The sequence below is a fragment of the Pseudoalteromonas sp. UBA2102 genome, from assembly GCF_002331165.1.
GTDB lineage: Bacteria > Pseudomonadota > Gammaproteobacteria > Enterobacterales > Alteromonadaceae > Pseudoalteromonas > Pseudoalteromonas atlantica.
Map to the genome: position 1 here is coordinate 1 of NZ_DCYU01000132.1, position 4,415 is coordinate 4,415.

Annotated in this window: 4 protein-coding genes; all 4 read left to right on the forward strand. The window is 42.0% G+C overall.

Annotation, left to right across the window (positions count from 1 at the left end; all coding sequences use genetic code 11):
• The first annotated feature begins 230 nt into the window (after nt 1-230).
• Nucleotides 231-1,346 (forward strand): polysaccharide export protein, encoded by a 1,116-nt coding sequence (locus B2R65_RS17080; protein ID WP_286744664.1) that lies wholly within the window; start codon nt 231-233, stop codon nt 1,344-1,346.
• Nucleotides 1,347-1,356: 10 nt separating this feature from the next.
• Nucleotides 1,357-1,791 carry a low molecular weight protein-tyrosine-phosphatase gene (locus B2R65_RS17085; RefSeq protein WP_138686047.1) on the forward strand — a complete coding sequence of 145 codons (435 nt, stop codon included), beginning with the start codon at nt 1,357-1,359 and terminating at the stop codon, nt 1,789-1,791.
• 15 nt (nt 1,792-1,806) lie between these two features.
• Entirely contained in the window at nt 1,807-4,038 is a 2,232-nt protein-coding gene (locus B2R65_RS17090; RefSeq protein WP_286744666.1) for a polysaccharide biosynthesis tyrosine autokinase, read from the forward strand.
• 32 nt (nt 4,039-4,070) lie between these two features.
• A partial coding sequence (locus B2R65_RS17095; protein ID WP_286744669.1) for a polysaccharide biosynthesis protein occupies nt 4,071-4,415 on the forward strand: 345 nt, incomplete at its 3' end.

Below are 4,415 nucleotides of genomic sequence, written 5' to 3' on the forward strand. Positions count from 1 at the left end.
ATCTTATCTCATCTTATCTCATCCTTGCTTGTAGCTTGTCTCGTCTCGTCTCATCTCGTCTCTTCTGAGCTGATAGCTGATAGCTGATAGCTGATAGCTGATAGCTTCAACAAATCGATTCGCGCTTGCGCGTAAACATACCTCATGCTTTAATTACACCGCTAAAAAAATAAGTACTCACCAAGGTTGGTGAGCAAGCGCAATATTTAAAATAATTTTGGGATTCTACAATGGCGTTAAGCTGTAAATCACTCGCAACTTCTCTCGTAATGCTAGCAATATCAGGGTGTACAATAGTACCCGGTAGCCATTTTGAAGGCATAGACTCAGGCGAAAAAACATATAACCTTGAGCAAGATCTCGAAAAAGTAAACATTCAAATTATTGACTCAAAGCTTTTAAACACACAAAAGTTAGAACAGGCCGCCGCTAAGCCTATTTCAAGTAATGCAGGTGTAAACACCAGCAACTACGAATACAAACTAGGTGTTGGCGATGTACTAACAATAGGCGTGTGGGATCACCCCGAGCTTACAATACCTGCTGCAGTACAGCGTACCGCAGAGTTTGATGGCTTTAGGGTACAAAAAGACGGCACAATTACTTACGCGTATGCGCCTAACATACCTGCCGCAGGCCGAACTATTAGCCAAGTGCGTGACGACCTAGTAAAGCGGTTAAGCCGAGTAATAGAAGACCCACAAGTAGATGTAAAAGTAGTGGGCTTTAGAAGTCAAAAAGCATACGTAACAGGTGAGGTTAAGCAGCCAGGCGTTTACCCTGTAACCGAAATACCGCTAACCCTAATTGATGCGCTAAACCAAGCCGGCGGTTTAACCGATTCTGCCGATTGGCGCACCGTTACCTTTACCCGAGGCGATAAAACTGAAGTTATTAAGCTTGATGATTTTTATGCCCATGGCGATATTTCGCAAAACCGTTTATTACAGCACGGCGACATAGTGCATGTAAGCCGTAACGATGCACAAAAAGTATTTGTACTAGGCGATGTAAAAAAAGCAGGTTCAGTAACCCTTAATCGCTATGGTTTAAACTTGGCCGAAGCATTAAGCGATTCGGGCGGCTTAAACGAAGCAACAGCAGATGCAAACGGCGTATTTGTACTGCGTAAAAGTAACGTAGAGCAAACGGGCTATATTGCAAACGTATACCAGCTGCATGCAAAAAATATTGCAGCAATGGTACTAGCAGAGCAGTTTGAGCTTGAGCCAAGCGACATTGTATATGTAACCTCTGCACCGCTTGCACGTTGGAACCGTGTAATAAGTTTACTATTACCATCGGTAGCATCAGTTGATAGCTTAGATGATATTTCATCAAACTAAGGGTTAAAAAATGTTTGATTCAGTTTTAGTAGTTTGTGCGGGTAACATATGCCGCAGTCCTACCGGTGAATATGTATTAAAGCAAAAGCTTGAAGGTAAAAATATTAAAGTATCGTCGGCTGGATTAACCGCACTTGAAGGTAAACCCGCCGATGCCACAGCAAAGCAAATTGCGCAGGCAAACGGTGTAAATATGGATGCCCACCAAGGCCGCCAATTAACATCGGCTTTAGTGGCACAAAACAGTGTTATTTTAGTAATGGAAGAACGCCATTTAAACGATGTACACGCCCGTTACCCAGAGGCACGCGGTAAAACCTTTTTATTAGGTAAATGGATTAACAACGCCGAAATACCCGATCCATACCGCCAAAGCCAAGAGGCGTTTGAACACGTGTACACATTAATCGATAGCGCATGCAGCGCTTGGCAAAAGTATTTATAAGGAATGGCTAAATTAATGACTGCCCAGCCTAGTGATAAAAGTAAAAATACCGCACAACCCACTCAAGAAATCGACTTAATGGCACTACTAGGTGCATTGCTCGACCGTAAATATTTCATAGCTGGTATAACCGCATTATTTATGTTTGTAGGTGTAGTTTATGCTGTATTAAGCACACCGGTTTACCAAGCCACCGCCATGATACAAGTAGAAGATGGCGGCGCATCGGTCCCAGGGTTTGACGATATGGCCGGCATGTTCGAAAGCACATCGGCCGCAGTAACCGAAATAGAACTCCTTAAATCGCGCAGTGTAATTGGCGAGGCAGTAGATACACTAAAGCTTGATATAACAGCCGAGCCTAAGCTCTTCCCCTTTATTGGTAATCGCGCTTACCGCAAGTTTATGCCAATGAAGCAGGGCGACCTAGCCGAGCCAAGCTTTGGTGCAAGCAGCTACGCTTGGGGCGGCGAAAGTATAAATATATTTAGGTTTGACGTGCCGCGCACGGCTATAAACCAAGAGTTTACACTTGTAGCACAAACAAATAATGGCGTGGAGCTTTTAAATGCTGATGGCGAACAAATACTCGCTGGTAAAGTAGGTGATGAGCTTACCAATGGTAAGTTTAACCTAACAGTACGCGAGCTTAACGCTCGCCCTGGTACCGAGTTTATACTAACCCGACAAGAACGCTTAAATACAATACTTGATTTACAAGCAGCCATTGGTGCAAGCGAAAAAGGTAAAGACTCAGGCATAATTAATTTAAGCCTACAAAGCACAAAACCAAGTTATGCTGAAAAAGTGCTTGATAAAGTAGCCGCTATTTATGTACGCCGCAATGTAGAGCGCAACAGTGCAGAGGCACAAAAGTCGCTAGAATTTTTAGAAGTACAATTACCTGAAATTAAAAAGCAACTTGAATACGCCGAGCAACGCTTTAACGACTACCAAATAAAACGCCAGTCTATAAACATAACGCTCGAAACCCAAGGTGTACTTGAGCAAGTAGTAAAGCTTGAGACTAAACTACAAGAGCTAAACTTAAAACGTTTAGAACTCGGCCGTAAATTTAAAAAAAATCACCCATCGTATCAGGGGATTGTTGAGCAAATTCAAGCGGTAGAAAAACAAAAAGACCAACTAATTGGCGAGGTAGGTAGCCTGCCCGAAACCCAACAAGAGCTACTACGCCTAAAGCGCGATGTTGAGGTAAGCAATCAAATATATACACTACTACTTAGTAAAACCCAAGAGCTCGACATAGTACGTGCAGGCACCGTAGGTAATGTGCGTGTTATTGACTACGCCGAAGTAAATACCACAAAACCAGTTAAGCCTAAAAAGGCATTAATAGTGGTTATGGCGACTATGCTAGGCGGTATGTTGAGTATTGCAATTGTGCTTATACAAAAAGCAATGCATAAAGGAGTAGAAGACCCAAGCGAGATAGAAGCACTTGGCATACCTGTTTACGCAAGTGTACCGCACTCAGATCATCAAGATAAGCTAACCGGCTTTGCTAAAGCACGCAAAAATAAAACCGCAAAAGCAAAAACCATACTCGCGCTCGATAACCCCGCAGACCTTTCAATAGAGGCATTACGTAGCCTTCGTACAAGCTTACATTTTGCGATGATGGAAGCTAAAAACAATATTATTGCTATATCGGGCCCAAGCCCAGGTGTAGGTAAATCGTTTATATCGGTTAACTTGGCCTCGGTGCTGGCGCAAAGTGGTAAAAAAGTACTAATCATTGATGCCGATATGCGTAAGGGATATTTGCAAACACAGTTTGGCTTAAAATGGGACGACGGACTAAGTGATTATCTATCGGGGCGTTTAAACCTGGAGCAAGTTACTAAACCGACCAAAGTAGAAGGGTTAAATGTTATTACCCGCGGGCAAATACCACCAAACCCTTCAGAGCTATTAATGCACAGCAACTTTAGCAAGTTGGTTGAAGAAGTAAGCAACGCTTACGACATAGTAATTATAGATACACCACCAATACTCGCGGTAACCGACCCTGCGATAGTTAGTGCACATACAGGAACTACATTATTGGTAGCGCGCTTTGGCCAAAACCATTTACGTGAAATAGAATTAACACGAGATCGATTTGATCAAAACGGTATTGATGTAAAAGGCGTAGTATTTAATGGTGTGATAAAAAAGGCAAGTAATGCTTACGGGTATTATGGCTATTACAACTACGAGTACAAGTCAGATAGCCAGCTCTAAAATTTTGATTATTTTAAATTAATGGAAAAATTATGTTAAACAATAAAACAGTTTTAATTACAGGTGGCACAGGGTCATTTGGTAAAAAATTTATAGAAACTATTTTAGCTCGCTACCCTGATGTAAAAAAAATAATCATCTATTCGCGTGACGAACTAAAGCAGTCCGTAATAAAACAAAAATACCCAGCATACGATTACCCTCAGTTACGTTTTTTTATTGGTGATGTTCGCGACAAAGAGCGCTTAACACAGGCGTGTGAAGGTGTTGATGTAATTATTCACGCTGCGGCAATAAAGCAAGTAGATACCGCTGAATATAATCCAACTGAGTGTATTCGCACTAACATAGATGGTGCTGAAAATGTAATTCATGCA

What these genes read in the sequence shown, in the direction of transcription:
- B2R65_RS17085 (WP_138686047.1), top strand. Translation starts at nt 1,357, where the DNA reads ATGTTTGATTCAGTTTTAGTAGTTTGTGCGGGTAACATATGCCGCAGT.
- B2R65_RS17080 (WP_286744664.1), top strand. Translation starts at nt 231, where the DNA reads ATGGCGTTAAGCTGTAAATCACTCGCAACTTCTCTCGTAATGCTAGCA.
- B2R65_RS17090 (WP_286744666.1), top strand. Translation starts at nt 1,807, where the DNA reads ATGACTGCCCAGCCTAGTGATAAAAGTAAAAATACCGCACAACCCACT.